Origin of the sequence: Rathayibacter sp. PhB151, assembly GCF_004366415.1 — a bacterium.
Classification (GTDB): Bacteria; Actinomycetota; Actinomycetes; order Actinomycetales; family Microbacteriaceae; genus Rathayibacter; species Rathayibacter festucae.
Map to the genome: position 1 here is coordinate 51,687 of NZ_SOEN01000011.1, position 26,359 is coordinate 78,045.

Genomic DNA, 26,359 nt, shown 5'->3' on the forward strand with positions numbered 1-26,359 from the left:
CCTCGACCTCCTCTCTCCGAACCGATGAACCGAACAGAACAGGACGAACACAGCGTGGTGGACACCTCCCCGACCGACTCCGGCGCCGACGACGCCTTCCGCATCGAGCACGACACGATGGGCGAGGTCCGCGTCCCGCGCGACGCGCTCTACGCCGCGCAGACGCAGCGCGCGGTCGAGAACTTCCCGATCTCCGGCGCCGGCCTCGAGCCCGCCCAGATCGCGGCCCTCGCCCGGATCAAGAAGGCCGCGGCCCTCGTCAACGCCGATCTCGGCGTGCTCGAGGGCGAGATCGCCCGCTCCATCGCCGACGCGGCCGACCTCGTCGTCGGCGGCGGCTACGGCGAGCACTTCCCGATCGACGTCTACCAGACCGGCTCCGGCACGTCGTCGAACATGAACATGAACGAGGTGCTCGCCACCCTGGCGACCACCGCGCTCGGCCGCCCGGTGCACCCGAACGACCACGTCAACGCCTCGCAGTCCTCGAACGACGTCTTCCCCACCTCGGTGCACGTCGCCGTGACCGGTGCGCTGATCCAGGACCTGGTGCCCGCCCTCGAGCACCTCGCCGAGGCCCTCGAGACCAAGGCCGAGCTGTGGGCCGAGGTCGTCAAGGCCGGCCGCACCCACCTGATGGACGCGACGCCCGTGACCCTCGGCCAGGAGTTCGGCGGCTACGCGGCGCAGATCCGCCTCGGCATCGAGCGCGTGCAGTCCGCCCTCCCCCGGGTCGCGGAGGTCCCGCTCGGCGGCACCGCCGTCGGCACCGGCATCAACACGCCCGCCGGCTTCCCGGCGAAGGTCATCGCCCGCCTCGCGGAGGAGACCGGCCTGCCCGTCACCGAGGCGCGCAACCACTTCGAGGCGCAGGGCGCCCGCGACTCGCTCGTCGAGGCGTCCGGCGCGCTCCGCGTGCTCGCGGTCAGCCTCACCAAGATCAACAACGACCTGCGCTGGATGGGGTCCGGCCCGAACACCGGTCTCGGCGAGCTCAGTATCCCGGACCTCCAGCCCGGCTCGTCGATCATGCCGGGCAAGGTGAACCCGGTGATCCCGGAGGCGGTCCTGATGGTCTGCGCCCGGGTCATCGGCAACGATGCGACGATCGCCTGGGCCGGAGCCTCCGGAGCCTTCGAGCTGAACGTCGCCATCCCGGTGATGGGCACCGCGCTGCTGGAGTCGATCCGCCTGCTCACCGCCTCGGCCACGCTGCTCGCCGATAAGACCATCGACGGCCTCGAGGCGAACGTCGAGCACGCGCGCGCCCTCGCCGAGTCCTCGCCCTCGATCGTCACGCCGCTGAACAAGGTGATCGGCTACGAGGCCGCCGCCAAGGTCGCGAAGAACTCGGTCGCGAAGGGCATCACCGTCCGTGAGTCCGTCGTCGACCTCGGCTTCGTCGAGCGCGGCGAGGTGACGGAGGAGCAGCTCGACAGCGCCCTCGACGTCATGTCGATGACCCACCCGGGCTGAGCCGGCCTCCCTGCTGGTCGAGTAGCGCCGCAGGCGCGTATCGAGACTCACTCTCCGGACACCGGCGGATCTCGATACGCCCGCTCCGCGGGCTACTCGATCAACATGAAGGGTCGGCCGTCGCGCGACGGGCGCCCGCGCATGCTGGTCGAGTAGCCCCGCAGGGGCGTATCGAGACCCGCCGCCGTCACCGCGCGGCCGGCCGCCGCGCCCACGACGGCGCGCGCTCGGGCCGCGGACCGATGCCGACCAGTACCGCCGGCACGACGGCGAGCCCGGGCAGCAGCCGGAGCAGCGCCGCGAGCGCGGGCGGCGGCCCTGAGAGCCGCCCGGCCAGCGCCGGCAGGATCAGGCGCGCGTGCAGCACCCGCTGCAGCGACTGGATCAGCACGGCGGGCAGCGCGCGCCGGCGCTGCACCCGCGCGAGGACGCGCTCGCCGGATGCCGTCCGCAGCACCCCCCGGCGCAGCGGCCCAGCCAGCAGCCACGCCGCCGCCACCGCGTCCTGCACGGCCAGGTTGATGCCGACGCCGCCCACCGGCGACATCGCGTGCGCCGCGTCGCCGAGGCAGAGCACCCCCGGAGCGTGCCATCGCGGCAGCCGCTCGAGCCGGACGTCGAGGTGCTTCACGTCGTCCATCGACGCGATCCCCGCCACGTCCTCGGCGACCTCGGGGAGCAGCTCGGCCGCCTCCGCCCGGAACGCCTCGATCCCCCGCTCCCGCACCGCCGCGTCGGTCCCCTTGGGCCCGAGCCGCGCGATCTGCAGAGAGCCGTCGCGCGGGATCGCGATCGACACCCGCCCGCGCCCGATCCGCGGCAGGAGGGACTCGCCCACGGCCCGCGCGGTCGGCAGGCGGTACCACCAGACGTCGAAGCCGACCGGCAGCGACCGCACCCGCAGCCCGACCGCCCGGCGCACCGCCGACCAGCGCCCGTCGCAGGCGACGGTCAGATCGGCGAGCAGGCGCCCCTCCCCGGCCGGCGACCGGTACTCGACACCGACGACCCGCCCGCCCTCGCGGACGACGCCGGTCACCTCGTGCTCGGTGAGGAGCGTGAAGCAGCGCTCGGCCTGCGCCGCCTCGGCGACCAGGGCGAGCAGGTCCCACTGCGGCACCATCGCGACGTACGGGTGGCGCACCGGCAGCCGCGTGAAGTCCGCGATCACCACGTCGCGCCCGTCGCGGCCGGGGATCGTCACCCGCTCCACCCGCGAGTGCCGGATCGCCTCGAAGCGGTCGAGGAGCCCGAGGTCCTCGAGCAGCCCCAGCGTCGTCGGATGCACCGTGTCGCCGCGGAAGTCGCGGAGGAAGTCGGCGTGCTTCTCCAGGACCGTCACCGCGACGCCGGCCCGCGCCAGCAGCAGACCGAGCACCAGGCCCGCCGGGCCACCGCCCACGATCGCGCAGGTCGTCCGCCGCTCCCGCACCGCGCTCCCGCTGTCCGTCCCGTCGTCTCCGTCGCCGTCCGCCATGTCGGCCTCCTCGCTCGGCACCCGGTCTACACCTCCGCGACCGTGCGGACCAGCGTCCGAGGCTCGCCCGTCACGCGCCGACGATGACGAGCCAGAACGCGGCGAGCTGGAAGGGTCCGAACGGGATCCGCTCGCCCCCGCCGCGGAGCGCCGACGGCAGACTCCACGCGCCGGCCAGGACGAACGCCAGCACCGGCGCGGCCAGCGCGAGCCCCGGATCGACCGCCGCGAGCGGAAGCGCGAGCCCCGTCCCGAGCTTCACGTCGCCCCGGCCGAGCCCGCCCGCGGCGTGCAGCACCCCGAGCGCGAGCGCGGTCACCAGCGCGGCGGGGAGCTCCGCCGGCACCCGGCCCACCGAGGATCCGCCGGCCGTCGACGCGAGCCCCGCCAGCAGGATCGGCACCGTCAGCGCGTTCGGCAGCCGCCGCTCGCGCACGTCCGCGACCACGAGCGGCACGGTCACCGCGGCGACGACGAGGACGACGATCGCCGCCCGCCCCTCGACCCTCGCGAGCCCGATCGCGCCGAGCAGGACCGCGCCGACGAGCGCTGCCGAGAGGTCCTGGAGCCGGTGCATCCGGAGACTGTAGGGCCGATCGCCCCGCGCCCGCCGGAGTTGTCCACAGGCGATGCCGGACGTCCGCCCTTCACTCCCGCGGCGGCACCGGCCCGAGCAGCGCGTTCGCGAAGAGCCCGTGCGCGGACTCGTCGTCGGAGGGGTGGAAGAGCCCGGCGAGCACGTCGCGGTAGAGCCGGGAGAGCTCGGAGTCGCGGCGGTAGGACGAGCCGCCCGAGACGCGGACCGCGCTCTCGACGATGCGCAGCGCCGCCTCGGTGGTGCGGATCTTCACACCGACGAGCGACGGGAACCAGCCCGCCCCGCGATCGACCAGCGCGTCGACGTCGGCCGCCGCGCTCGCGAGCGGTGCCCGGAGCCCGTCGAGCAGGATCGCGGCGTCGGCGAGGCGCCAGCGGATGTCCGGGTCCTCGGCCAGCGGGCGCCCGCCGGCCCGAAGCGACGTCCGCTTCCGCGCCGACGCCACGCCGAGGTCGAGGGCGCGCTGGGCGACGCCGAGGTAGACCGAGGCGATCAGCAGCTCGAAGTCGGCGAAGATCGCGAAGACCAGCGGGTCGGTGGTCGGGCCGACGGGCAGCGAGCGGAACATCCGCGCGGCCGGCACCTCGACGCCGTCGAGCACCGTGGTCCGGCTCTGGGTGGCGCGCATGCCGAGGGTGTCCCAGTCGTCGTGCACGGTGAGCCCCGGCACCGGCGCGTCCGGCGACGGCCGGTCGACGAAGCCGTGCACGAGCCGCGGCTCCGGTCCGCTGTCGTCGCGGCCGAAGACGCCGAGCCGCGTCCAGGCGGGCGAGAGCGAGGTGAAGATCTTGGTGCCGGTGAAGCGGTAGCCGCCGTCGCCGAGGGGCTCTGCGCGGGTGAGCGAGTCGGAGAGCACGAGGTCGTTGCCGGGCTCGCTGTTGCCGAAGGCGAAGACGTGCCCGGCCGCCGCGTCGACGAGGACGCGCTCGAGCGAGGCGTCGCCGCGGGCGCGCAGGGCCTTCGCGATCCCGGTCCAGACCAGGTGCATCGTGGTCGCGAGCGCGGTCGCGGGAGCGGCCGTCGCCAGCCGGGTGTGCTCGGCCGTGGCCTGCTCGAGGCCGAGGCCGCCGCCGCCGAGCTCCGCCGGGACGAGCATCGTCAGATACCCGGCGGCCTTCAGCTCCTCGAGGTCCTCGGTGAAGAAGACGTTGCGCGCGTCGTAGTCGGCCGCGCGGAGGCGGAAGCGCTCGAGGAGCGCGTCGTCGAGGATGCTCACCCGCCCCACGCTACGCGCCGCAGCCCCGGATCACTCCAGCCGTGGAGCACCTCCGGCACGCGGAACGGCCTCCGGCTCGCGGGAACCAGTGATTCCGGCGAGCCGGACGTGATTCTGCGAGCCGGAGATGACCGAAGGTCGCTCAGGACCTAGGCCGACTCGTTCGACTCCAGCATCTCGGTGACGAGCGCCGCGATCGCCGAGCGCTCGGACCGCGTCAGCGTCACGTGCGCGAACAGCGGGTGCCCCTTCAGCGTCTCGATCACCGAGGCGACGCCGTCGTAGCGGCCGACCCGCAGGTTGTCGCGCTGGGCGACGTCGTGGGTGAGCACCACCCGCGAGTTCTGGCCGACCCGGGACAGCACCGTCAGCAGCACGTTGCGCTCGAGCGACTGCGCCTCGTCCACGATCACGAAGGCGTCGTGCAGCGAGCGCCCGCGGATGTGCGTCAGAGGCAGCACCTCGAGCATGCCGCGCTCGATCACCTCGTCGAGCACGTTCTGCGAGACCAGCGCGCCGAGGGTGTCGAAGACCGCCTGCGCCCAGGGGTTCATCTTCTCGGCGGCGTCGCCGGGCAGGAAGCCGAGGTCCTGGCCGCCGACCGCGTAGAGCGGCCGGAACACCATGATCTTCTTGTGCTGGCGCTTCTCCAGCACCGCCTCGAGCCCCGCGCAGAGTGCGAGCGCCGACTTGCCGGTGCCGGCCCGGCCGCCGAGCGAGACGATGCCCACCTCCTGGTCGAGCAGCAGGTCGATCGCCAGCCGCTGCTCCGCGGAGCGGCCGTGCAGCCCGAAGACGTCCTTGTCGCCGCGCACCAGCGTGATCTGGCGCTTGCCGGTCACCCGCGCGAGCGCCGAGCCGCGATCCGAGTGCACGACCAGGCCGGTGTTGATCGGGATGTCGGCGACCTCGTCGGTGAAGAGCCGCTCGCGGTCGTAGAGCTCGCTCATCTGGTCGCCCCGCAGGGTGACGTCGTCCATGCCCGTCCAGCCCGACTCGGGGGCGAGCTCGGCGAGGTACTCCTCCGCGGCGAGGCCGATCGAGGCGGCCTTCACCCGCATCGGCATGTCCTTGGACACGACGGTGACGAGGGCGCCCTCGCTCTGCAGGTTCATCGCCACGGCGAGGATCCGCGAGTCGTTGTCGCCGAGCTGCAGCCCGCTGGGCAGCACCGACATGTTCGAGTGGTTCAGCTCGACGCGGAGGGTCCCGCCCCGGCCGACCCGGATCGGGAAGTCCAGCCGCTCGTGCTTGACCCGCAGCTCGTCGAGGTGCCGCAGCGCCTGGCGGGCGAAGTAGCCGATCTCGGGGTCGTTGCGCTTGCCCTCGAGCTCGCTGATCACGACGATCGGCAGGACGACGGCGTGCTCCGCGAAGCGGAACATCGAGGAGGGATCCGACAGCAGCACCGAGGTGTCGAGGACGTAGGTGCGCTGGAGCTGCTCGGTGCGATCCGAGGAGCCGTGCTGCGCGCGGCGGTGGACCGCGCCCTGCGTGCCGTTCTGCGGATCCGTACCCTGGGGAACTGTCACGTCGACTCTCCACATTCCGGGGGCCGGAGCCCCCGACTCACTTCAGAGGATTCGAGTCGGCCGGTGGTGCGTCTCGGCACCGCGCAGTTCCTTCACTGGCAGTCATCGAGTCGTACTTGTGTGGCCGACTCGACCAGGCGCGTCACCTGATGATCCGAACCTAATCCCGGAAATGACAGCCGTGTGGTTCTTGCCGAGACGAACGTGTAACGGCTATGTGAACAGCGCGCGCGGGAGGGCGGCTCAGCTGCCGAAGCGGCGGTGCCGGCCGGCGTAGTCGCGCAGCGCCCGGAGGAAGTCGACCTCGCGGATGTCGGGGCCGAGCGCCTCCATGAAGTAGAACTCGCTGTGCGCGCTCTGCCAGAGCATGAAGTCGGAGAGGCGCTGCTCGCCCGAGGTGCGGATGACGAGGTCCGGGTCGGGCTGCCCGCTCGTGTAGAGGTGCTCGCCGATCAGCTCGGGCGTGAGCAGCCCCGCGACGTCCTCGATCGACGAGCCGCGCTTGCCGTGCTCGTCCAGGATGCTGCGGACCGCCTGCGCGATCTCGTGCCGGCCGCCGTAGCCGACCGCGAGGTTCACGTGCAGACCGGTGTGCGAGGCGGTGCGCTCCTCCGCGCAGTCGAGCGCCGAGACGAGCGACTCCGGCAGCCCGTCGTCGGAGCCCACGTGCTGCACGCGCCACTCGGGCTGCTGCGAGACCTCCTCGGCGAGGTCGGCGATGATCGCGATCAGCTCGGTCAGCTCGGAGCTGTCCCGGCCGACCAGGTTGTCCTGCGAGAGCAGGTAGAGGGTGACGTGCCGGACACCGAGCTCGTCGCACCACTGCAGGAACTCGTGCACCTTGGCGGCGCCCGCCCGGTGGCCGTGGGCGGCCGTCTCGAGCGCGCGCTGGCGGGCCCAGCGGCGGTTGCCGTCGATGATCATCGCGACGTGGTTCGGCAGCGCGGCGCCCTCGAGACTCGAGCGCAGCCGCTTCTTGTAGACGCCGTAGAGGAGGTCCCTTCCCACAGGCAGTCTCGGCTTCGGCACCCTGCCACGGTAGTCGAAGACGGACCCGGATGACGGACCCCACGGCCACTCCCCCGTCCGAGCGCGGACTCCCGGGGCGGGCGGAGCGGCGGGTCGTATCCTCGACCGTATGAGCCACCGGCCGACCTCCCCCACGCCCGATCCGGATGCGCGCGCCCTGGCGGAGGACGACGCGGCAGGCCCGGCGCTGCCCGCCCTCCCGCTCGTCGAGGACGAGATCGCGCACGGTGCGGCGACGGAGGCGCGGCCGACCTGGCGCGGCTGGATCCACGCCGGACTGTTCCCGGTCGCGATCGTCGCGGGCATCGTCCTGGTCAGCGTCGCCGAGGGCGCTCCGGCGAAGTGGGCCGCGACCGTGTTCGCCGTCTCGTCGCTGCTGCTCTTCGGCAACTCGGCGCTCTACCACCGCTTCGACTGGTCGCCGCGGACCAAGATGATCCTCAAGCGGATCGACCACGCGAACATCTTCCTGCTGATCGCCGGCACGTACACGCCGCTCGCCGCGCTCGCCCTGCCGCCCGCGCAGGGCTCGCTGCTGCTCGTGCTGGTCTGGGCGGGGGCGCTGCTCGGGATCGGCTTCCGGGTGTTCTGGATCTCCGCGCCGCGCTGGCTCTACGTGCCGCTCTACCTGCTGCTGGGCTGGGCGGCGGTGATGTACCTCGGCCCGCTGTTCGAGGCGAGCGCGGCGATGATGGTGCTCGTGCTGGTCGGCGGCCTCTGCTACTCCGTCGGCGCGGTCGTCTACGGGATCAAGCGGCCGAACCCCGTGCCCGGGGTCTTCGGCTTCCACGAGATCTTCCACGCGCTGACCGCGGTGGCGTTCCTCTGCCACTGGACGGCGGCGCTGATCGTCTGCCTGCACCCGACCTACAACGTCGGCTGAGCGCCGGGCGCCGTCAGCGCAGGGCGCATCAGCGTCCGAGCGTCAGCGTCCGGACGGGGCGTCCTCCGCGCGCTCGCGCTCCTCGGAGTCGAGCTGCTCGTTGACCTGGGCGCGGTAGGTCGTCCGGCGGACCCGGCGGACCATGTCGAGTGCGAGGAACACGGCGGCGAGCGCGATCACGAACATCGTGATGAAGCCGAACAGGCCGGGTGTCACCGTGTCCTCGTTGAACTCCGGCGCGGTCGTCGGCACCGGCGTCGCCTCGGCGGCGCGGATCAGGGCGAGGTGGGCGGCCTCGAGAACGGTCGCGGCGATCATGCGGACTGCTCCTCGGGGGCGGGGGCGGCGAGGGCGGCGTCACCCGGCAGCGCGACGTCGATCCCGGCGAAGAGGTCGGTCTCCGGCGTCGGCGCGTCGACCCGGCTCTGCACGAGCTGGAAGTCGTCGGTCGGCCACGCGGCGTCGATCGCGGAGTGCGGGAGGAAGAAGAACTTGTTGTCGGGCGCGACCTGGCTCGCGTGCGCCAGCAGGGCCGCGTCGCGGCGGTCGTGGAAGCCGGAGACGACGATCTTCGTGGTGGCGAGGTAGGGCGTCTCCTCGTTCCAGCGCTTCATCTCCTCGAAGGAGGCGAGCAGCGGGTCCTCCGGGTCGATCGAGCGGATGTGCTCGGCGATGGCCCGCAGCTTCTGCGAGGAGAAGACGCGGTCGTAGTAGAGCTTCGAGACGGACCAGGCGGCGCCGGTGCCTGGGTACTCGTCGGCCTCGCCCGCGGCGCGGAACGCCTCGACCGCGACCTGGTGCGCCCGGATGTGGTCCGGGTGCGGGTAGCCGCCGTTCTCGTCGTAGCTGATGATCACGTGCGGGCGGAACCGGCGGACGAGGCGCACCAGCGGTGCCGAAGCGGTCGGCAGCGGCAGGCCGGCGAAGGAGTCCGCGGCGACGGCGCCGTCCTCGGGCATCCCGGAGTCGACGAAGCCCAGCCAGGCGTGCTCGATGCCGAGCGCCCGCTGCGCGGCGGCCATCTCGTAGCGGCGCAGGCCGCCCATGTCGCGCTCGGCGTGCGCGCGGGCGCCGAGCGCCTCGTTCAGAACGGAGCCGGCCTCGCCGCCGGTGCAGGAGACGACCATGACCTCGGCGCCGCGATCGGCGTAGGAGGCGAGGGTCGCGGCGCCCTTGCTGGACTCGTCGTCCGGGTGGGCGTGCACGGCGAGCAGGCGCGGGACCTCGCGCGGCGCGGCGTCCGCACGCGCCTCTGAATCTGCGGAGACCTGGACGGCCTGGGACACGATCGCTCGATTCCTCGGGGTTTAATGGGGGGCGTCGCTCGGTTCTCACCGGCGCACGTCATCCGCCAGAATAGTCGCTTCACCCAGGGAGTTCCGTGGCCGCCCGAACGTCCGAGAGCGACGAGCGCGCGAGCGACCCCGCCCTCGACCCGGACGCCGTCCGCGCCGCCGGACCCCTCGCCTCCCGCTACGGGAGAACGCCGCGCAGCCGCCGCGGCGACCGCCGGCTCTTCGCCCTCGTCGCCGTCGCCTTCGTCGCGGTGTTCGCCGCCTGGGTGATCTGGGCCGGCCTCGACGGAGCCCGCGACGGCGTCGACGTGCAGGACACCGCGCACGTGGTCGTGGACGACCGCACCGTCCAGGTGTCCTTCGACCTCACCGTCCCGACCGGACGCGACGCGGCCTGCGCCGTCCAGGCGCTCAACGAGCAGTCCGCCGTGGTCGGCTGGCTCGTCGTCGAGTACCCCGCGTCCACCGATCGCTTCCGCTCCTACACCGAGACGGTGCGCACCACGGAGCTCGCCACGACAGGTTTGATCTCCTCCTGCTGGCTCCCGTAGGGTGTCGGGGTGCCCTGACGGACTCGTCGGGGCCTTGTCTTTTCCCCCGCCGCACGCCCTCGGTCGATCCGCTCGACGGGCCAGGCGCCCGACAGCACCGTCGGTCGCGCGCGGCCGTCATGTGAGGAGCCCACCATGGCCGACCAGCCTCAGGTCACCTGGATGACCCAGGAGTCGTACGACCGCCTCCAGGCGGAGCACACCGAGCTGTCCACCAACGGACGCCTCGAGATCGCCAAGCGCATCGAGGTCGCGCGCGAGGAGGGAGACCTCAAGGAGAACGGCGGCTACCACGCCGCCAAGGACGAGCAGGGCAAGATCGAGGCGCGCATCCGCCAGCTGACCGCGCTGCTGCGCGAGGCCGAGATCGGCACGCCGCCCGAGAGCCACGGCGTCGTCGAGGCCGGCACGATCATCACCGCCGAGATCGCCGGCGACGAGTCGCGCTTCCTCCTCGGCAACCGCGAGATGGCGGGCGAGAGCGACCTCGACGTCTACAGCCCGCAGAGCCCGCTCGGCGGCGCGATCATGGGTCTGAAGGTCGGCGACTCCACCACCTTCGAGGCCCCCAACGGCCGGAACATCACGGTCAAGGTCACGAACGTCGAGACCTGGAACGGCCACTGACCCTCAGCGCTGACGCACTCCGCGAGATGCCACTTGTGCGCTCGACACGCCGTGTCGGGCCGTCACAAGTGGCATCTCGCGTTTTTGGAGGGCTAGCCGCGGGAGAGGCGGGGGCTGTAGCCGGCGTCGCGGAGGACCTGGAGGACGCGGTCGGCGTGCTCGGGGCCGCGGGTCTCGACGCTGATCTCGAGCTCGACCTCGCTGATCTGCAGGCCGCGGCCGTGCCGGGTGTGCAGCACCTCGACGACGTTGGCGTTGGCCTCCGAGATCAGGTCGGCGATCCGCGCGAGCTGACCCGGCCGGTCCGGCAGGCCGATGCTCATCTTCAGGTAGCGCTCGGAGGCGGCGAGGCCCCGGCTGATCACCCGCTCCATCATCAGCGGATCGATGTTGCCGCCGGAGAGGATGACGGCGGTGCGGCCCGCGTTCCGGATCTTGCCGGTGAGGATCGCGGCGATGCCGACGGCTCCGGCCGGCTCGACGACGAGCTTCGCGCGCTCGAGCAGCACCAGCAGCGCCCGGGCGGTGTCGTCGTCCTCGACGGTGACGACCTCGTCGACGACCTCGCGGATGATCTCGAAGTTCAGCTGGCCGGGCTTCGCGACCGCGATGCCGTCGGCGATGGTGGGCGAGATCGTGATGGCGATCGGCTCGCCGGCCGCGAGCGAGAGCGGGTAGGGCGCGGCGTTCGCGGCCTGGACGCCGATGACGCGCAGCGTGCGGCCCTCCTGGGCGGCCTTCTGCTTCGCGGCCGACGCGACGCCCGCGATGAGCCCGCCGCCGCCGATGGGGACGACGAGCGTCTCGACGCCGGGGGCCTGCTCGAGGATCTCCAGGCCGATGGTGCCCTGACCCGTGATCACGTCGGGGTGGTCGTAGGGCGGGATGAAGACCGCGCCCGTGCGCTCGGCGAACTCGGCCGCCGCTGCGAGGGCCTCGTTGAAGATGTGCCCGCTGAGCACCACCTCCGCGCCGTAGTCGCGGGTCGCCGCGAGCTTGGGCAGCGCGACGCCGATCGGCATGAAGATCGTCGCCTTGATGCCGAGCTCGCGCGCCGCGAAGGCGACACCCTGCGCGTGGTTGCCGGCCGAGGCGGCGACGACGCCGCGCTCCCGCTCCTCGGGGGTGAGGTGCGAGAGCCGGAACACGGCGCCGCGGATCTTGTACGAGCCGGTGCGCTGCAGGTTCTCGCACTTGAGGAAGACGGGCGAGCCGAGGACCTCGGCGAGGAAGGTGCTCGTCTCCATCGGGGTGTTCGCGATGACGGGGGCGAGGACGGTTCGGGCCGCCTCGAACTCGCTCAGGGTCGGTCCGACGACGCGGCTAGTCTGCATGCTCTTCGGCAACTCTCTCGGGGGTTCGGGTCGGCGAGCGCCAGGCTCCGCTCGCGACGTAATTGACCATGACGTTGAGGGTCGCGACCACGGGGACCGCGAAGAACGCGCCCGCGATGCCCGCGACGATCGAGCCGCCGGCGACCGCGAGGACGACGGCGAGCGGGTGCACCTTGACGGCGGAGCCCATGATCAGGGGCTGGAGGATGTGCCCCTCCAGCTGCTGCACGCCGAGGACGACGATCAGCAGGATCAGCGCGATGACCGGTCCGTTGTAGACCAGGGCGATGAAGACGGCCAGCGCACCGGTGACGACCGCGCCGATCACGGGCACGAAGGAGCCGAGGAAGACCAGCACGCCGATCGGGATCGCGAGCGGGACGCCGAGCAGGAACGAGCCGAGCCCGATGCCCACCGCGTCGACGAAGGCGACCAGGATCTGCACCTTCACGAAGTTGGTCAGCGTGATCCAGCCCGCGCGGCCGGCCCCGTCGACGGCGCTCCGGGCGCGGTGCGGGAAGAGCCGCACGACCCAGCGCCAGATGTTCGGACCGTCGATCAGGATGAAGAGGGTCGAGAACAGGGTCAGCAGCACGCCGGTGAGCACGTGCCCGACCGTCGAGCCGACGCTGAGGGCACCGCTGACCAGCATCCCCGAGTCCTGCTGCACGGCGGCGAGCGCCTGCTGCGCGTACTGGTTGATGTCGGTCTCGGTCAGGTGCAGCGGGCCCTCGAGCAGCCACGACTTCAGGGCGTCGTAGGACTGCACGGTCTGGCGGCTGAGGTCGTCGAAGCCGGAGGTGACCTGGGTGACGACGAGGAAGAGCAGGCCGCCGATCACCAGGACGATGCCGAGCTCGGCCACCACGATCGCGAGCCACTTGGGCCAGTGGTGCCGCTGCAGGAACGTCGAGAACGGCACGAGCAGCGCCGCGATGACGATCGCGAGCAGCAGCGGGATGACGATCAGCCGCAGCTCGATCACCAGCAGGCCGATCACGGCGAGGGCGCCGGCGACCACGAGGATCCGCCAGGCCCAGGCGCCGGCGATGCGCATCCCGGTGCTGACGAAGGCCGCGTCCGGGTCGAGCGGGCGGGGCTGCGGAGCCCGCTCGGGAGCCGCGGCGGCGCGGACGGCGTCGCGGGCGCCGGACGTGCGGCGGGACCGGCCGAGTCTCATCCGCCCAGACTAATCCCCGCCGCATTCCGCGGGCGGAATCCGCGACAGCTCACGAGGCCGCGCGGACGGCCACCGGCCGCCGCGCGAGCGCGAGGCCGACCCGCTCCCCCGGCTCGAGCCGGATCCCGGCCGCGTGCTGGACGACGAGCTCGTCCCCCTGCTCGGTGCGGACCGTCGAGCGGCGCACCGGGCCGAGGAAGCTGGTGGCGACGACCACGGCAGGCAGATCGCCCGGAGCACCGCCCGGCACGATCTCGATGTCCTCGGGGCGGAGGAACGCCGAGACGGCGCCGTCGACGGCCGCGCTGTCCACCAGCGGCAGGCGCGCGCCGAGCACGGAGACCGCCCCGCTCGAGACGACCCCCGGCACGACGTTCGAGAGGCCGACGAAGTGGGCGACGAACGACGACGACGGCCGGGCGTAGAGGTCCTCCGGCGCGCCGAGCTGCTCGATCCGCCCCGCGTTCATCACCGCGACCCGGTCGGCGACGGCGAGCGCCTCCTCCTGGTCGTGGGTGACGAAGAAGGTGGTGATGCCGATCTCGGACTGCAGGCGCTTGATCTCGTCGCGCAGCTGCACGCGGACCTTCGCGTCCAGCGCGGAGAGCGGCTCGTCCAGGAGCAGCACCCGGGGGCGGGTGACGAGCGCCCGCGCCAGCGCCACCCGCTGCTGCTGCCCGCCGGAGAGCTGGTGCGCGTAGCGGTCGCCCAGGGCGCCGAGGCCGACCAGGTCGAGCGCGTCCTGGGCGGCCGTCCGGCGCTCCTTGGCCGCGACGCCGCGGGTGCGCAGGCCGAACTCGACGTTCTCGCGCGCGCGCAGGTGCGGGAAGAGCGAGTACGACTGGAAGACCATGCCCATGTCGCGGCGGGCGACCGGCAGATCGGCGACGTCGCGCTCGTCGACCAGGATGCGGCCGGAGTCGATCCGCTCGAGCCCGCTGAGGGCGCGGAGAGCAGTGGTCTTGCCGCAGCCCGAGGGGCCGAGCAGGGCGATGAACTCCCCGGGCGCCACGTCGAACGAGACGCCGTCGAGGGCTTTCGCCGCGCCGAAGTGCCGGGCGACGTCGAGGAAGCGGACGCGGGCGCCCGGGGAGGAAGGCGCGGTCACGAGATGCCTTTCGAGGCGCGGCGTCCGGTCGCGACGAGGCCGATCCGCGCGAGGCGGCCGATCCCGAGCAGCAGGGCGAAGGCGAACAGGAGGGAGAGGAGGGAGAAGATCACGGCGACGTAGGCGTCCTGCTTCGACACCTGCACGAGACCGGTCTGCAGCGTCGTGCGGCTGAGCAGCGAGGCGATGGTGTACTCGCCGAGGACCACGGCGACCGTGATCAGCGCGGCGGCGACCAGACCGCGGCGGAGGTTCGGCAGCAGCACCCGGACGAGCACACCGAAGGGGCCGGCGCCCAACGAGCGCGCGGCCTCCGAGAGCGTGATCGCGTCGAGCCCGGCGAGGTCCGCGGCGATCGCGCGGTAGGCGTAGGGCAGCACGAGCACGCCGTAGGCGAGCGCGAGCGTCCAGGGGGCCGAGCCGACGAGCCGGGTGATCACCGAGTACACCGGGGCCAGCCCGACGACCAGCACGATCGCGGGGACGGTCAGCGGGAGCAGGCAGACCAGCTCGAGCGCCCGGCGCAGGCCCGGCAGGCGGATCTCGACGAGGAGCATCGTCGGCACCAGCAGCACGAGCACGATCAGGGCGGTGACCACCGCGAGGATCAGCGAGTTGCCGATGCCCTGGAAGAGTGCGCGGTAGCCGCGCTCGTTCTCCGGGTCGAGGATCGCGGTCCAGTGCGAGAGGTCGTAGCCGCCGGCGCCGCGGAGGGTGAACTCGGCCATCGCGATCAGGGGCACCGCGAAGGCGAGGCCGGTGACGACCAGGACGAGGCGGGACAGCGCGCGGGTCATCGCTGCCACCGCAGGGCCCGGCGCTGCAGCAGCGCGTAGCCGGACATCAGCACGATCATCACGAGGAGCATGCCGAGCGCGAGCGCGCCGGCCAGGTTCTCCCGGCCGAGGACCGTCTCGCTGACGAGCGCGGCGCGGATCTGCAGCGGCACGATCTGCGCGCCCTGGCTGATCAGTGCCGCGGCCGTGGCGAACGAGGAGAACGCGTTGGCGAACAGCAGCAGCACCGAGCCGAGGAAGGAGGGGGCGAGCACGGGGACCGCCACGCGCCACCAGTAGCTCACCGCTCCCCCGCCGAGCACGGCGTTCGCCTCGGTCCACTCGGGGCGCAGCCCCTCGAGGGCGGGCAGGAAGGTCAGCACCATCAGCGGCACCTGGAAGTAGAGGTAGGGCAGGATCAGCCCGGGCAGCTGGTACAGCCAGACGCCGTCGGCGTAGAGGTCGACGCCGGCGCCGGCCAGGAGGGTCGTGACCAGGCCCTGCACGCCGATCGTCGCGATGAAGGCGAAGGCGAGCATCACGCCGCCGAACTGGGCGAGGACGCTCGCGGCGGCGTCGACGATCGTGCGCAGCGGACCGCGCGGATCGGCGCCGAGCAGAGCGAGGCAGACGATGCCGCCGAGGACCGCGCCGACGACGGCGGTGAGCGCCGACAGTCCGAGCGAGGCGCCGAAGGCGGACAGGACGACCGGGTCGCCCAGCGCCGCGACGTTCGCGAGCGTCGGCCGGCCGTCGCCGTCCACGAAGCCCGTCCAGACCGCGAGGACGGTCGGCACGGCGAGGAAGAGCAGGACGTACACCGCGAACGGAGCGACGCCGAGCGCTGCGGGGAGACCGCGCCGTCCCCGGGGCGCGCGGGCCCCGGGAACGGCGCGGACGGCGGCGGTCGTCACTGGATCGCCGCGCCCCACTTCTCGGCCAGCAGGGCCGAGGCGGCCTCGGTCTGCTCGGAGGTGAACTGGACGAGGTCCTCCGGAGCGGCGCCGACGGCGTCGAGGGCGTCCTTGTCCACCGTGCCGGCGTCGACCATGGCCGCCAGGCGCACCGGGTAGGCGCCGGCCGCGAGGTAGAGGTTCTGCGCGGCGTCGGAGTAGAGGTACTCCTGCCAGAGGCGCGCGGCGGCCGGGTGCGGCGCGTCGGCGTTGATCGCCTGGTTGTAGTAGCTGCCGACCGCGGTGCCGGGCAGCACCGTCGTCGTCCACTCGCGCGTGCCCTCGTTCGCCTTCGCGGCGGCGAGGTTGTTGTAGCTCCAGTCGAAGACGACCGGGGTCTCGCCGGAGGCGATGGTCGCGTCGGTCGGATCCAGCGGCAGGAAGTTGCCCGCGTCGTTCAGCTTCTCGAAGAAGTCGATGCCGGGCTGGACGTCGTCGGCCGAGCCGCCCGACTGCAGGGCGGCGAGCTGCACGGCGGCCGCCGCGGCACCGGCCTGGGTCGGGTCGCCGTTGATCGCGACGGAGCCGCGGTAGTCGGCGCCGAGCAGGTCGTCGAGCGACTCCGGCGCGGGCACGGCGTCGGCGTCGTAGCCGATCGACATGAGGCCGGTGTAGTCGTTCACCCAGAGGCCGGTCTCCTCGCGGTTGCCCTCGGGGATGTCGTCCCAGGTCTCGACCTTGTACGGCGCGAACAGGTCGGTGTTGGCGAGCGCGACGGCGGCACCGAGGTCGAAGACGTCCGGAGCGGTGTCCTGGCCGGCCAGGTTCTGCGCGGTGCTGATCTCCTCGGCGGAGGAGACGTCGGGGTCGGCCGAGTTGACGGTGATGCCGTACTCGTCCTCGAAGCCCGAGATGAGCTCGCCGTAGTTGGCCCAGTTGTCGGGCAGCGCGATCACGTTGAGCTCGCCCTCGGCCTTCGCGGCCTCGACCAGGGCGTCGAGCCCGCCGAGGTCGGCGGCGGAGGTCGCGGTCGAGGCGTCGACGGACACGTCGCCGGACGCGGAGCCGGACGAGGCACCGGCGTCGCCGGAGCAGGCGGTCAGGGTGAGAGCGAGAACGGCGGTCGCGGCGGCGAGCACACCGGCGCGGGGGAAGCGCTGGGTCGTCAAGAGTCCTCCAGGAGTCGGGTGGGTGGGCCCCTGCGGGCGCCTCGGGAAACGTAGGGGCGGCTCCCGACATCCCGGGGCCGCCCGGATGAACCGGACGGGAACACTCGGCGCCGAAGCCGGATCGCCTCCGATCGGCCGATGTCGGCGGCCTTCGCTAGCGTGGGGGCACCATGACCGAGCAGCTCAGCCCCGCGCTCGCGCGCCGCATCGCCCTGGCCGCCCAGGGCTTCGGTGCCGCCCCGCCGCCGCGGGTCGGCACGCGGCAGATCCTCGGCGTGATCGACCGGATCCGGCCGCTGCAGCTCGATTCGGTCAACGTCTTCGAGCGGAGCCACTACCTCCCCGTCCTCGCCCGGCTCGGCCCCTACGACCGCGCCCTCCTCGACGCGGTCGCGTTCTCGCCGAAGGGCCACTACCTCGAGTACTGGGCGCACGAGGCGGCGCTGATCCGTCGCGCCGACCTCCCGCTCTACCGCTGGCGGATGGAGCACTACCGCCGCGTGCGCCTGCCCGAGCACGAGGGCTGGGCGGCCGAGAACCGGTCGACGCTCGACTGGCTGCGCGCGGCCCTCGCCGACGGGCCGCTGCGCGCGTCGGAGATCGAGCACGAGGCCAACACCCGCACCGGACCGTGGTGGGGCTGGTCCGACATGAAGCGCGGGCTCGAGGTGCTCTTCCGCTGGGGCGAGGTGGTGACCGCGGGGCGCACGCGCTTCGAGCGCTCCTACGCGCTCGCCGAGCAGGTGCTGCCCCGCGAGGTGCTCGAGGCGGAGGTCTCCACCGAGGACGCGGTCCGCGAGCTGGTGCGCCGCTCCGCCCTCGCGCTCGGCGTCGGGACGCTCGGCGATCTGGCCGACTACCACCGGCTGCTGAAGGCGCCGACGCTGGCGGCCGTGCACGACCTCGTCGACGCGGGCGAGCTGGTGCCGGTCGAGGTCCGCGGCTGGGAGCGGTCGGGACGCCCGCTGCCGCTCTGGCGGCACACGGCGGCGCGGCGACCGCGCGAGCTGCGGGCCGACGCACTGCTCTCCCCCTTCGACCCGGTGGTCTGGCACCGCCCGCGCGCCGAGCTGTTCTTCGACTTCCACTACCGGATCGAGATCTACACCCCCGCGGCGCAGCGCGTGCACGGCTACTACGTGCTGCCCGTGCTGCTCGACGACGTGATCGCGGCGCGCGTCGACCTCAAGAGCGACCGGCAGAACGGCGTGCTGCGGGTGCAGGCGGCCTGGCGTGAGCCCGGAGCGCCGCCGGACACGGCCGAGCGCCTCACCGCGCTGCTCGTCGCCGCCGCGCGCTGGCAGGGGCTCGAGACCATCGACGTCGTCGGGCGCGGCACCCTCGCGCCCGAGCTCCTCGTCGCACTCACCACCGGCCACCGGGAGGTCCTCGCATGAGCGGTCCGCAGGAGCGGCAGGGCACCATCGCGCTCGCCCTGTCCGAGAAGTGCGTCGCCCTGCTGCTCGAGCGCGGGACCACGAAGGGCGTCAGCTCGATCGACCTGGCGCACGCCGCCGGCATCTCGCTGCGCACCTTCCACCGCTACCTCGGCGGCAAGGAGGACTGCGTGCGGCCCGTGCTCTACGCGGCCGTCGCGGCGATGGCGCGCGAGCTCGTCGCGCGGCCGGAGCCGGAGTCGCTGAACACCGCGCTGGGCGCCGCCTTCGCCGCGGCCGCGTCCGGTCCGCAGCTCGAGCGGACGCTGCGGCTGATGCCGCTGCTCACCGAGACGCCCGGCATGCGCGCGGTCTGGGCGCAGTCGCTGCACGACGGCGAGGTGGCGCTCACCCCGAGCATCGCGCAGCGGATGGGGCTCCCCGCGGCGGACGAGCCGCGCGCGGCCGTGCTCGCCACGGTCGTGCTCGCCCTGGTGCGGCGCGCCCTCGTGGACGCCGTCGCGACGGGCACGGACCCGTCCCCCGTCTTCGACGAGTACCTCACGACGCTCGACGGCGGGCCGCTCGCGGCGGGAGCGGCGACGCGCTGACGCCGGGTCGAGAAGCACATGCTGATCGAGTAGCCCGCGCAGCGGGCGTATCGAGATCCACCAGCGTCAGAAGTCGATTCTGCAGACCCGGCGTGTTGATGACGGTGGGTCTCGATACGCCCCTGCGGGGCTACTCGACCAGCAGGAGGGGGCGACGTCGCGCAGCTCCTCGACCGGCATGAGGGGGGGCGCCGCCGGGGCGCCGCTTCCTCCGCGCCGTCAGAACTGGACGCGGGGCGGCTCCGAGATGGCGGCGAGGTCGCCGACCTCGAAGAACTCGCGCTCGGAGAACCCGAGGCGGCGGGAGAAGAGCGTGTTGGGGAAGACGGTGACCTTGGTGTTCATCTCGCGGACGCCGCCGTTGTAGAAGCGGCGGGCCGACTGGATCTTGTCCTCGGAGTCGACCAGCTCGCCCTGCAGCTGCAGGAAGTTCTGGCTCGCCTGCAGCTGCGGGTACGCCTCGGCGACGGCGAAGATCGACTTCAGCGCCTTCTGCATGTGGTCCTCGGCGGCGGACGCCTCGGCCGGACCCTGCGCGGAGAGCGTCTCGGCGCGGGCACGGGTCACCGAGTCGAACACCTGCCGCTCGTGCGAGGCGTAGCCCTTCACCGAGTCGATGACGTTCGGGATCAGATCCGCCCTCCGCTTCAGCTGGACGGTGATGTCGCTCCAGGCCTCGTCGACGCGGACGTTCAGCGTGACGAGGGAGTTGTAGGTGGCCCAGAGGTAGATCCCGAGGATCACGACGAGCACGACGACGACGATGAGCGGGACGAGCCATTCCATGCCGACAAGTGTAGGGAAGGACCCCGCGCCGTTCCCCGCAGTCCGGCGCATTCGCAGAGACGCGGGTGGCGCTACTTCAGCGTCTTCTGCATCAGCACGGTGCTCAGCCAGCGCTCGAACTTGAAGCCGACGCGGCCCATCCGGCCGACCTCGACGAAGCCGTACTTCGCGTGCATCGTCAGCGACGCCTCGGCCCCCTTGTCCGCGATGACGGCCATGACCTGGCGGATGCCGACGGCCTTCGCGCGCTCGAGCAGCTCGGTCATCAGCGCCTTGCCGAGGCCCTTGCCTGTCGAGGCGGCGCGCAGGTAGATCGAGTTCTCGACCGTGAAGCGGTAGGCGCGCTTGGACGACCACGGCGACACCATCGCGTAGCCGAGGATCTGACCCGAGGGCGAGACGGCGACGATGAACGGCAGCCCGAGCTTCTGGTTGCGCGCGAACTTCGAGCGCCACTCCTTCAGCGTCGAGTCGTCCTCGTCGAAGGTCACCACGGTGTTCCGGACGTAGTGGTTGTAGATCTCCTGGATGTCCGGCAGGTCCGCGCTGCGCGCCTCGCGGATCTCGAAGGAGAACTCCGGCTCGGGGGCGGGTGCCCGGCGCAGGTGCGGCGGCAGGACCCGGCGCTGCTCGTACTCTTCCTCGAGCATCTCGCTCCTTCTCGGCGGTGGTGGTCGGCGTCGCTGATCCCGGGCGGCGGCCGCGATCCGGGCCAGCGTAGCCGGGGTGGCGGAGCACCGCACGCGCGGCGGGCCGCGGCGGCGGGCACCGAGGCTCAGGGCAGGAGCGCCCAGTCGACGGGCTCGGCCCCGCGCTCGGCGAGCAGCTCGTTCGCGCGGCTGAACGGGCGCGAGCCGAAGAAGCCGCGCGACGCGGACAGCGGGCTGGGGTGGGCGCTCTCGACGATGCCGGAGTCGCCCAGCAGCGGCCGGAGGTTCGCCGCGTCGCGCCCCCAGAGGATCGCGACGAGCGGCTGATCGCGGGCGACCAGCGTGCGGATCGCGTGCTCGGTGACCCGCTCCCAGCCCTTGCCGCGGTGCGAGGCGGGCGCGCCGGGTGCGACGGTGAGGACGCGGTTGAGCAGCAGCACGCCGCTGCGCGTCCAGCCGCTGAGGTCGCCGTGCTCGGGCGGGGCGACGCCGAGGTCCTCGCGGAGCTCGCGGTAGATGTTCTGCAGACTGCGCGGCAGCGGCCGGACGTGCCGATCGACGGCGAAGGACAGCCCGATCGGATGCCCGGGCGTCGGATACGGGTCCTGCCCGACGATCAGGACGCGGACGTCCGCCAGTGGCGCGGCGAACGCGCGGAGCACCTGCGCCCCGGCGGGGAGGTAGGGCCGCCCGGCCGCGGTCTCCGCGCGGAGGAAGTCGCCCATCGCCGCGATGTCGCCGGCGACCGGGGCGAGCGCCTCGGCCCAGCCGCGGTCGATCAGGCCGGCACCGGCCAGCTCCTGCAGGTCCACGCTCAGCTCGCGGCGAGGGTGGCGACCGACACTCCGGCCTCGCCCGCGCTCGCGCGCCAGACCGAGCCGGCGCCGCGGACGCGCAGCGCGCCCGTGCCGACGGTGAGCACGGTCGACTCGTCGATCGCGACGCCGCCGTCGACCAGTCCGGCCTCGACGGCCGCGACCAGGCGGCCGAGCGTGCCCCACTGCGCGGCGTGCACGTCGATCGAGACGTCGACCAGGCCGATGCCCTCGAGCACCGTCACCTCGTCCAGCTCCTCGGCCGCGAGCTCCGGCGCCACAGCGACTCCGCCGATGCGGTCGCCGCCGACGATCGCGCGGTCGGCGGCGACCGCGGCGCCCGCGGAGTAGCCGGCGTACGGCACTCCGGAGGAGACGAGGTCGCGCAGGCGCGGGAAGGACGCCTCGAGCGCGTCGCGGTAGGCGGGGGTGAGGCCGCCGCCGACGAAGATCCCGTCGACGTCGTCGAAGACCGCGGGGTCGATCCGGCCGCCCTCGGGCTTCATCACCGCGAACGGGAGGAGCTTGCCGACCGTGGCGAGCGTCGCGGCCCAGCCCGCGTAGACCTCGGGGCCGAGGCCGTCGTGCACGACGACGATCGCGATCCGCGGGCCCTCGATGCGGCCGGCGTCCACGGCGCGGTCGTGCGCCTCCGCCAGGAACGCGCCGTAGAGCTGCTGGTCGTGCTCGACGCCGCCACCGCCGCCGATCAGGTGGACGCTCACTCGCCGTCCTCCGCGAGGGCTCCCGCCACCGGGGGCAGAGCCGACCACGGGAAGACGATCCAGCGCGGCGTGCGCCGCCAGAAGAAGTCGGGCTCGAGCACCGTGCGGGGCTTGGTGTAGAGGGTGACGGTCTGCACCTCGGCGCCCATCGCGCGGATCAGGTCGACCGAGAGGGCGAGGGTGTGGCCGGAGTCGGAGACGTCGTCGACCAGGAGGATGCGCTTCCCGCGCACAGACGCCTCGTCCAGCAGCGGCGGCAGGACGACGGGGGCCGCGAGCCGCGCCTCGACGCCGGTGTAGAACTCGACGTTCAGCGCACCGCAGCTCTTGATGCCCAGCGCGTAGGCGACCGCGCCCGCGAGCAGAAGACCGCCGCGCGCGATGGCCACCACCAGCTCGGGTCGGTAGCCGGAGGCGACGACGTCGTCGGCGAGATGGCGAGCGGCGTCACCGAACTCGAGCCAGCCGAGGACCTCCTTCTCCGTGGCGGCGAGGAGGGCGGCGGAGTCGTCGGCGTCGGAAACCATGAGGGACAGGCTAGAGCGTCGCGAGGCCCCGCGTCACATCACGGGGCCCCGCGACGGGCGCCTGTCACGCCTTCGGGGTGAGCGCGCCCTTGATGACCTTGTGCGGGGCGGCCTGCGCCACCGGCTTGATCGTCACCAGATCGAGGTTGACGTGCGGCGGCAGCTCGACGGAGGAGACGATCGCCGCGGCGACGTCCTCGGCGACCAGCGGGGCGGGGACCTCGGCGTAGACCTTGTCGGCGCGCTCCTTGTCGCCGCCGAAGCGGACCAGCGAGAACTCCTCGGTGTGCACCATCCCGGGCGCGATCTCGATCACGCGGATCGGCTCGCCGGCGAGCTCGAGACGGAGCACCGCGACGAGCGCGTGCGCGGCGAACTTCGCGGCGTTGTAGCCGCCGCCGCCCTCGTAGGCGACGTGGCCGGCGATCGAGGTGACGGTGACGACATCGGCCGAGCCCTCGGAGCCGGCGTCGGCGATGCCCGCCCGGAGCAGCGGGAGCAGAGCGCTCGTGACGAGCTTGACCGAGAGCACGTTGATCTCGAACATCCGGGTCCAGTCGGCGGGGTCGGACGCCTCGACCGAGTCGAGGCCGAGCGCGCCGCCGGCGTTGTTGACGAGGGCGTGCACGGGGCCGGTCTCGGCGAGGTGATCGCGCAGCGCGTCGACCTGCGCCGCGTCGGTGAGATCGGCGACGAACAGGCTCGCCCCGGTCTCCGCGGCGAGCGCCTCGAGCCGCTCCCGGCGGCGGGCGACCGCCACCACGTCCCAGCCGTGCTCGCGGAACAGGCGGACCGTCGCCGCACCGATCCCCGAACTCGCTCCTGTCACCACGACGCGTCGAACCACGCTCGTCCTCTTTCCGTCAAGCCTCGGACACCATCGACTCCGTCGTCGGAGCCAACGCTAGCCTGGCCGCATGCAGCCCGCCGACCCGGCTCCCGCCACTGCCGGGTCGCCCACCGCCCCCAAGCGCCGCGTGCCCCTCTGGGACAACGCCCGCTTCGTCTGCGTCGCGCTCGTGGTGATCGGCCACGGCATCCAGCGGCTGACCGCGAACTCGGACACGTCGCTCGTCGTCTACCTGACGATCTACGCCTTCCACATGCCGGCCTTCGCGATCATCTCCGGCTACTTCTCCAAGGGAGGAGCGCCGAACGCCCGCGCGATGCGCCGGGTGCTCACCGACATCCTGCTGCCCTACCTGATCATGGAGACGATCTGGACGCTGGTGCAGTTCGCGGTCGAGGGCAAGCAGGAGTTCAACCCGACCAAGCCGAGCTGGACCCTGTGGTTCCTGCTCGCGCTCGGGATCTTCCGGCTGGTCCTCCCCTACCTCGCGCTGCTGCGCTGGCCGCTGCTGATCAGCGTGGTGCTCGCCGTCGGCGTCAGCTACTACGACAACATCGACTCGACCTTCTCGCTGGCGCGGGCGATCGGGATCCTGCCGTTCTTCGTCTTCGGCTGGCGGCTGCGCGGCTGGAAGGCCGGCTCGCGGCTGCTGGTGGACCGCTGGCTCGACCTGACGCCGCGGCAGATCCTGCTCTCCCGGGTGATCGCCGTCGCCCTCTTCGCGGCGACGGTCGTCGTGATGACCGTCAACATCGACGCCTTCCGCGCGGCGGACCTGCGCTACTGGTTCTTCTACGACCGGCCGTACGACGCGCTCGGCGAGACCGCCTGGTGGGCCGGGCTCGTCCGCCTGGCGCTGATGGCGACCGCGGTCGTGCTCTCGCTCGCGCTGTTCAGCCTGATCCCGCGCCGACGCACCGCGATGACGGCCTGGGGACAGTCGACGATGTACGTCTACCTGCTGCACAGCTTCGTCCTCTACCCGCTGCGCGAGTCCGGGCTGCTGTCCGCGACCGAGAGCACGGTCGCGCTGATCCTGATGATCGTCTTCTGCATCGCGGTCGCGATCGCGCTCTCGCTGGGCTGGACGCGCACCGTCTTCCACAAGATCGTCGAGCCGAGGGCGGCCTGGCTCTTCGCGCCGGTCGTCGACGAGCGGCCCGAGCGCCCGAACCGGGCCGACCCGACCGGGTCCAAGCGCGACCCGCATCCGACCTCCGGGATCCGCACCGGCCGCTGAGCCGTCGCGGTTACCCCGTGTGTCGGGCGCCCTGGCCGCGCCGGGGACCCGCACCTAGGCTCGTCGCGACGGGGAACGGCCTTCCGTTCCGAACCGACGATGCGATGGGATGCACCATGACCGACTCCGAGAAGTGGCAGTTCGAGACCAAGCAGATCCACTCCGGAGCCGCGCCCGATCCCGTCACCAAGGCGCGCGCGACCCCGATCTACCAGACCACCTCCTACGTCTTCGACAACGCCGAGCACGCGAAGAACCTCTTCTCGCTCGCGGAGTTCGGCAACATCTACACCCGCATCCAGAACCCGACGCAGGCCGTCGTCGAGGAGCGCCTCACCGCGCTCGAGGGCGGCTCCGGGGCGCTGCTGCTCGCGTCCGGCCAGGCGGCCGAGACCGCGGCGGTCCTCAACATCGCGCAGGCGGGCGACCACCTCGTCTCGTCGTCGTCGATCTACGGCGGCACCTACAACCTCTTCAAGTACACGCTGGCCAAGCTGGGCATCGAGACGACCTTCGTCGAGAACCAGGACGACCAGGAGGAGTGGCGCCGCGCGGTCCGCCCGAACACGAAGCTCTTCTTCGCCGAGACCATCGGCAACCCGAAGATCAACATCCTCGACATCCGCGCCGTGGCCGATGTCGCGCACGCGGCGGGCGTCCCGCTGATCGTCGACAACACCATCGCGACGCCGTACCTGATCCGCCCGTTCGAGCACGGCGCGGACATCATCGTGCACTCGGCGACGAAGTTCCTCGGTGGTCACGGCACGGTGATCGGCGGCGCGATCGTCGACGGCGGCACCTTCTCCTGGACCGCGAACGCGGCGAAGTTCCCCGGGCTGACCACGCCCGACCACTCGTACCACGGCGCCGTGTACACGGACGCGGTCGGCGACTCCCTGGCGTACATCATCAAGGCCCGCGTGCAGCTGCTGCGCGACCTCGGCGCCTCGATCGCGCCGGCGAGCGCCTGGCAGCTGATCCAGGGCATCGAGACGCTGTCGCTGCGGATCGAGCGCCACGTGCAGAACGCGCAGGAGATCGCGGAGTACCTGGAGAACCACTCCGACATCGCGACGGTCAACTACTCGGGGCTGCCCACCTCGCCCTGGTACGCGGCGGCGAACCACTACGCGCCGAAGGGCGTGGGCGCGGTCCTCTCCTTCGAGCTCAAGGGCGGCGTCGACGCGGGACGCGCCTTCGTCGACTCGCTCGTGCTCTTCTCGCACCTGGCGAACATCGGCGACGTCCGCTCGCTGGTGATCCACCCGGCGTCGACCACGCACTCGCAGCTCACCCCGGAGCAGCAGCTCACCGCCGGCGTCACCCCCGGGCTCGTCCGCCTCTCGGTCGGCCTCGAGAACATCGACGACCTCCGCGCCGACCTCGCCCAGGCCCTGCAGGCCGCCCGCAGCGTCGTCGAGGCCTCCCGCGCCAACGCCTGACGGCCCCGCCATGCTGGTCGAGTAGCCGCGCAGCGGCGTATCGAGACCCACCGTGCTGAGAACGGCGGATCTCGATACGGCCGCTGCGCGGCCTACTCGATCAGCATGGGCGGGCGGCCGCTCCGCGGCCTACTCGATCAGCAAGGCGAGCGTCACCCCCGCGTAACAAAGGCCGGGCGCTCGCCGCGCT

At 72.5% G+C, this 26,359-nt stretch carries 27 protein-coding genes; 8 read left to right on the forward strand and 19 right to left on the reverse strand.

Annotated features, from left to right (window positions below; all coding sequences use genetic code 11):
- Nucleotides 1-54 precede the first annotated feature (54 nt).
- Nucleotides 55-1,476, forward strand: coding sequence for a class II fumarate hydratase (locus EDF35_RS18370; RefSeq protein WP_243840057.1), 1,422 nt, complete (start codon nt 55-57; stop codon nt 1,474-1,476).
- A 187-nt stretch (nt 1,477-1,663) separates the two neighbouring features.
- Here the strand turns inward: EDF35_RS18370 and EDF35_RS18375 are convergent, their stop codons facing one another.
- The 5 genes from EDF35_RS18375 to EDF35_RS18395 all read right to left on the reverse strand — a co-directional run bounded on the left by EDF35_RS18375 (nt 1,664) and on the right by EDF35_RS18395 (nt 7,307).
- Nucleotides 1,664-2,953 carry an FAD-dependent oxidoreductase gene (locus EDF35_RS18375; RefSeq protein WP_133963378.1) on the reverse strand — a complete coding sequence of 430 codons (1,290 nt, stop codon included), beginning with the start codon at nt 2,951-2,953 and terminating at the stop codon, nt 1,664-1,666.
- A gap of 70 nt (nt 2,954-3,023) precedes the next feature.
- Nucleotides 3,024-3,530, reverse strand: a complete 507-nt coding sequence (locus EDF35_RS18380) for a prepilin peptidase (protein WP_133963379.1) — start codon at nt 3,528-3,530, stop codon at nt 3,024-3,026.
- 70 nt (nt 3,531-3,600) lie between these two features.
- Nucleotides 3,601-4,776, reverse strand: a complete 1,176-nt coding sequence (locus EDF35_RS18385; RefSeq protein ID WP_133963380.1) for an acyl-CoA dehydrogenase — start codon at nt 4,774-4,776, stop codon at nt 3,601-3,603.
- Between the two features lie 140 nt (nt 4,777-4,916).
- On the reverse strand, nt 4,917-6,299 hold the full coding sequence (locus EDF35_RS18390; protein ID WP_243586457.1) for a PhoH family protein: 1,383 nt from the start codon (nt 6,297-6,299) through the stop codon (nt 4,917-4,919).
- A 243-nt stretch (nt 6,300-6,542) separates the two neighbouring features.
- Nucleotides 6,543-7,307 carry an isoprenyl transferase gene (locus EDF35_RS18395; RefSeq protein WP_279587533.1) on the reverse strand — a complete coding sequence of 255 codons (765 nt, stop codon included), beginning with the start codon at nt 7,305-7,307 and terminating at the stop codon, nt 6,543-6,545.
- Nucleotides 7,308-7,437: 130 nt separating this feature from the next.
- Here EDF35_RS18395 and EDF35_RS18400 point away from each other — a divergent pair, with 130 nt between their 5' ends.
- Nucleotides 7,438-8,211 carry a hemolysin III family protein gene (locus EDF35_RS18400; RefSeq protein ID WP_123702747.1) on the forward strand — a complete coding sequence of 258 codons (774 nt, stop codon included), beginning with the start codon at nt 7,438-7,440 and terminating at the stop codon, nt 8,209-8,211.
- A gap of 42 nt (nt 8,212-8,253) precedes the next feature.
- Here EDF35_RS18400 and EDF35_RS18405 read toward each other — a convergent pair whose 3' ends face one another.
- A complete protein-coding gene (locus EDF35_RS18405) occupies nt 8,254-8,529 on the reverse strand; it encodes a hypothetical protein (RefSeq protein WP_133963381.1) in 276 nt (91 codons plus the stop codon).
- Entirely contained in the window at nt 8,526-9,497 is a 972-nt protein-coding gene (mca, locus tag EDF35_RS18410) for a mycothiol conjugate amidase Mca (protein WP_185020354.1), read from the reverse strand. The genes EDF35_RS18405 and mca overlap by 4 nt, the downstream gene beginning before the upstream one ends.
- A gap of 95 nt (nt 9,498-9,592) precedes the next feature.
- On the opposite strand from mca, the gene EDF35_RS18415 reads away from it, so the two are divergent.
- Both EDF35_RS18415 and greA read left to right on the forward strand, forming a co-directional pair.
- Entirely contained in the window at nt 9,593-10,057 is a 465-nt protein-coding gene (locus tag EDF35_RS18415) for a DUF4307 domain-containing protein (RefSeq protein WP_123702743.1), read from the forward strand.
- Between the two features lie 135 nt (nt 10,058-10,192).
- Nucleotides 10,193-10,684: a transcription elongation factor GreA gene (gene greA, locus EDF35_RS18420; RefSeq protein ID WP_123702741.1), complete on the forward strand. Its 492-nt coding sequence runs from the start codon at nt 10,193-10,195 to the stop codon at nt 10,682-10,684.
- Between the two features lie 92 nt (nt 10,685-10,776).
- Here the strand turns inward: greA and ilvA are convergent, their stop codons facing one another.
- Genes ilvA through EDF35_RS18450 form a run of 6 tightly spaced genes read right to left on the reverse strand, consistent with a single transcriptional unit; the run spans nt 10,777 to nt 17,144 of the window.
- A complete protein-coding gene (ilvA, locus tag EDF35_RS18425) occupies nt 10,777-12,018 on the reverse strand; it encodes a threonine ammonia-lyase (protein ID WP_123731965.1) in 1,242 nt (413 codons plus the stop codon).
- Entirely contained in the window at nt 12,008-13,198 is a 1,191-nt protein-coding gene (locus EDF35_RS18430; RefSeq protein WP_123702736.1) for an AI-2E family transporter, read from the reverse strand. The genes ilvA and EDF35_RS18430 overlap by 11 nt, the downstream gene beginning before the upstream one ends.
- A 49-nt stretch (nt 13,199-13,247) precedes the next feature.
- Entirely contained in the window at nt 13,248-14,306 is a 1,059-nt protein-coding gene (locus EDF35_RS18435; RefSeq protein ID WP_133963382.1) for an ABC transporter ATP-binding protein, read from the reverse strand.
- Nucleotides 14,303-15,103 (reverse strand): ABC transporter permease subunit, encoded by an 801-nt coding sequence (locus EDF35_RS18440; RefSeq protein WP_133963383.1) that lies wholly within the window; start codon nt 15,101-15,103, stop codon nt 14,303-14,305. The genes EDF35_RS18435 and EDF35_RS18440 overlap by 4 nt, the downstream gene beginning before the upstream one ends.
- Entirely contained in the window at nt 15,100-15,996 is an 897-nt protein-coding gene (locus tag EDF35_RS18445; RefSeq protein ID WP_133963384.1) for an ABC transporter permease, read from the reverse strand. Before EDF35_RS18445 ends, EDF35_RS18440 begins: the two co-directional genes overlap by 4 nt.
- Nucleotides 15,993-17,144, reverse strand: coding sequence for an extracellular solute-binding protein (locus EDF35_RS18450; RefSeq protein ID WP_133963385.1), 1,152 nt, complete (start codon nt 17,142-17,144; stop codon nt 15,993-15,995). The genes EDF35_RS18445 and EDF35_RS18450 overlap by 4 nt, the downstream gene beginning before the upstream one ends.
- A 170-nt stretch (nt 17,145-17,314) precedes the next feature.
- On the opposite strand from EDF35_RS18450, the gene EDF35_RS18455 reads away from it, so the two are divergent.
- Both EDF35_RS18455 and EDF35_RS18460 read left to right on the forward strand, forming a co-directional pair.
- On the forward strand, nt 17,315-18,541 hold the full coding sequence (locus tag EDF35_RS18455; protein ID WP_133963386.1) for a crosslink repair DNA glycosylase YcaQ family protein: 1,227 nt from the start codon (nt 17,315-17,317) through the stop codon (nt 18,539-18,541).
- Nucleotides 18,538-19,131, forward strand: a complete 594-nt coding sequence (locus tag EDF35_RS18460) for a TetR/AcrR family transcriptional regulator (RefSeq protein ID WP_133963387.1) — start codon at nt 18,538-18,540, stop codon at nt 19,129-19,131. The genes EDF35_RS18455 and EDF35_RS18460 overlap by 4 nt, the downstream gene beginning before the upstream one ends.
- Before the next feature lie 219 nt (nt 19,132-19,350).
- Here EDF35_RS18460 and EDF35_RS18465 read toward each other — a convergent pair whose 3' ends face one another.
- The 6 genes from EDF35_RS18465 to EDF35_RS18490 all read right to left on the reverse strand — a co-directional run bounded on the left by EDF35_RS18465 (nt 19,351) and on the right by EDF35_RS18490 (nt 23,481).
- The gene (locus EDF35_RS18465) at nt 19,351-19,917 is read right to left on the reverse strand and encodes a LemA family protein (protein WP_123702724.1); all 567 of its coding nucleotides are present in this window, start codon (nt 19,915-19,917) and stop codon (nt 19,351-19,353) included.
- A gap of 71 nt (nt 19,918-19,988) precedes the next feature.
- Nucleotides 19,989-20,567 (reverse strand): GNAT family N-acetyltransferase, encoded by a 579-nt coding sequence (locus EDF35_RS18470; RefSeq protein ID WP_123702722.1) that lies wholly within the window; start codon nt 20,565-20,567, stop codon nt 19,989-19,991.
- Between the two features lie 125 nt (nt 20,568-20,692).
- Entirely contained in the window at nt 20,693-21,385 is a 693-nt protein-coding gene (locus EDF35_RS18475; protein WP_133963434.1) for a uracil-DNA glycosylase, read from the reverse strand.
- Nucleotides 21,382-22,107: a Type 1 glutamine amidotransferase-like domain-containing protein gene (locus tag EDF35_RS18480; RefSeq protein WP_133963388.1), complete on the reverse strand. Its 726-nt coding sequence runs from the start codon at nt 22,105-22,107 to the stop codon at nt 21,382-21,384. Before EDF35_RS18480 ends, EDF35_RS18475 begins: the two co-directional genes overlap by 4 nt.
- Entirely contained in the window at nt 22,104-22,634 is a 531-nt protein-coding gene (locus EDF35_RS18485) for a phosphoribosyltransferase (protein ID WP_123731958.1), read from the reverse strand. The genes EDF35_RS18480 and EDF35_RS18485 overlap by 4 nt, the downstream gene beginning before the upstream one ends.
- 64 nt (nt 22,635-22,698) lie before the next feature.
- Nucleotides 22,699-23,481 carry an SDR family NAD(P)-dependent oxidoreductase gene (locus EDF35_RS18490; protein WP_243840058.1) on the reverse strand — a complete coding sequence of 261 codons (783 nt, stop codon included), beginning with the start codon at nt 23,479-23,481 and terminating at the stop codon, nt 22,699-22,701.
- A 70-nt stretch (nt 23,482-23,551) separates the two neighbouring features.
- Here EDF35_RS18490 and EDF35_RS18495 point away from each other — a divergent pair, with 70 nt between their 5' ends.
- Nucleotides 23,552-24,724, forward strand: a complete 1,173-nt coding sequence (locus tag EDF35_RS18495) for an acyltransferase family protein (protein ID WP_123735272.1) — start codon at nt 23,552-23,554, stop codon at nt 24,722-24,724.
- A gap of 116 nt (nt 24,725-24,840) precedes the next feature.
- Nucleotides 24,841-26,169, forward strand: coding sequence for a bifunctional o-acetylhomoserine/o-acetylserine sulfhydrylase (locus EDF35_RS18500; protein ID WP_123445398.1), 1,329 nt, complete (start codon nt 24,841-24,843; stop codon nt 26,167-26,169).
- The last annotated feature ends 190 nt before the right edge of the window (nt 26,170-26,359 follow it).

What these genes read in the sequence shown, in the direction of transcription:
- EDF35_RS18430 (WP_123702736.1), bottom strand. Translation starts at nt 13,198, where the DNA reads ATGAGACTCGGCCGGTCCCGCCGCACGTCCGGCGCCCGCGACGCCGTC.
- EDF35_RS18500 (WP_123445398.1), top strand. Translation starts at nt 24,841, where the DNA reads ATGACCGACTCCGAGAAGTGGCAGTTCGAGACCAAGCAGATCCACTCC.
- EDF35_RS18400 (WP_123702747.1), top strand. Translation starts at nt 7,438, where the DNA reads ATGAGCCACCGGCCGACCTCCCCCACGCCCGATCCGGATGCGCGCGCC.
- EDF35_RS18455 (WP_133963386.1), top strand. Translation starts at nt 17,315, where the DNA reads ATGACCGAGCAGCTCAGCCCCGCGCTCGCGCGCCGCATCGCCCTGGCC.
- ilvA (WP_123731965.1), bottom strand. Translation starts at nt 12,018, where the DNA reads ATGCAGACTAGCCGCGTCGTCGGACCGACCCTGAGCGAGTTCGAGGCG.
- EDF35_RS18440 (WP_133963383.1), bottom strand. Translation starts at nt 15,103, where the DNA reads ATGACCCGCGCGCTGTCCCGCCTCGTCCTGGTCGTCACCGGCCTCGCC.
- greA (WP_123702741.1), top strand. Translation starts at nt 10,193, where the DNA reads ATGGCCGACCAGCCTCAGGTCACCTGGATGACCCAGGAGTCGTACGAC.
- EDF35_RS18485 (WP_123731958.1), bottom strand. Translation starts at nt 22,634, where the DNA reads ATGGTTTCCGACGCCGACGACTCCGCCGCCCTCCTCGCCGCCACGGAG.
- EDF35_RS18375 (WP_133963378.1), bottom strand. Translation starts at nt 2,953, where the DNA reads ATGGCGGACGGCGACGGAGACGACGGGACGGACAGCGGGAGCGCGGTG.
- EDF35_RS18495 (WP_123735272.1), top strand. Translation starts at nt 23,552, where the DNA reads ATGCAGCCCGCCGACCCGGCTCCCGCCACTGCCGGGTCGCCCACCGCC.
- EDF35_RS18470 (WP_123702722.1), bottom strand. Translation starts at nt 20,567, where the DNA reads ATGCTCGAGGAAGAGTACGAGCAGCGCCGGGTCCTGCCGCCGCACCTG.
- EDF35_RS18460 (WP_133963387.1), top strand. Translation starts at nt 18,538, where the DNA reads ATGAGCGGTCCGCAGGAGCGGCAGGGCACCATCGCGCTCGCCCTGTCC.
- EDF35_RS18405 (WP_133963381.1), bottom strand. Translation starts at nt 8,529, where the DNA reads ATGATCGCCGCGACCGTTCTCGAGGCCGCCCACCTCGCCCTGATCCGC.
- EDF35_RS18465 (WP_123702724.1), bottom strand. Translation starts at nt 19,917, where the DNA reads ATGGAATGGCTCGTCCCGCTCATCGTCGTCGTCGTGCTCGTCGTGATC.
- EDF35_RS18380 (WP_133963379.1), bottom strand. Translation starts at nt 3,530, where the DNA reads ATGCACCGGCTCCAGGACCTCTCGGCAGCGCTCGTCGGCGCGGTCCTG.